This is a genomic window from Paenibacillus barengoltzii NBRC 101215 (assembly GCF_004000745.1).
GTDB lineage: Bacteria > Bacillota > Bacilli > Paenibacillales > Paenibacillaceae > Fontibacillus > Fontibacillus barengoltzii.
Map to the genome: position 1 here is coordinate 1 of NZ_BILV01000162.1, position 727 is coordinate 727.

A 727-nucleotide genomic window follows, 5' to 3' on the forward strand; every position below is an offset into this window, starting at 1 on the left:
AGCGGCCGCTTCGCCGCCGCTGGCGCTGGTGGCGCCGCCAGCCGGGGCCAGCGCCTGCAGCAGCGCGCTGCACGCGTCGCGATCGCGGGCAACGGCGAACTGCAACTCGCGGGCCTCCGCGATCAAGGCCGCGAGCTCTTCAAGCTCCGCCTCCCCGCCAGTGATGCCGTCGTCCTCGGCCTCAGCCGGAGCTGGATGATGTGAAGAGCCGCACACCGGGCACGGTTCGCCATCGTGCAGCTGCTCAGCTAACCGGGCTGCCCATAGATGGCGTTCACGTGCCTTTAGCGCCTGACGCAGCGAGTGTTCATATCCGTTGAGCTCAGCAGCATGCTGCTGCAGTTCTTTCTCCAACATCGTCAGCTCCAAAGCAGCTTCCGCAAGCTGTCCGGCAAGCGTTTGGCTGGATAGCTGCACCTCGGCAACTTCACGAACGATTTGCTCCAGCTTACCCTCTGCCTGCTGCAAGCTTGTCCGAGCAGCCGCTTCCTCCTGCTCCGCTTGCGCGAGCTGCTCCTGCAATGCCGCCAACTGCTGGGCCAGCCCTACGGCAGCTTGCGCCTGCTGACGCTCCTCGGCCTTCACTTCCGTCGCCTTCAGCTGCTGCTCCAGCTCACGCTGGCGCGTCTGCGCCTTGGCTAGCAGCAGCTCCTCCTTCGCCGTCTGCTCGGCGAGGAGCTGCTTACGCTGCGCGCCCTCCGCGCGCTGCGCCGCGAGCCGCTGCAGC

1 pseudogene is annotated in these 727 nt (G+C 66.9%); it reads right to left on the reverse strand.

The annotated features are described in order from the left end of the window. Positions 1-727, reverse strand: a pseudogene (locus PBA01S_RS22900) (AAA family ATPase); the annotation flags it as partial.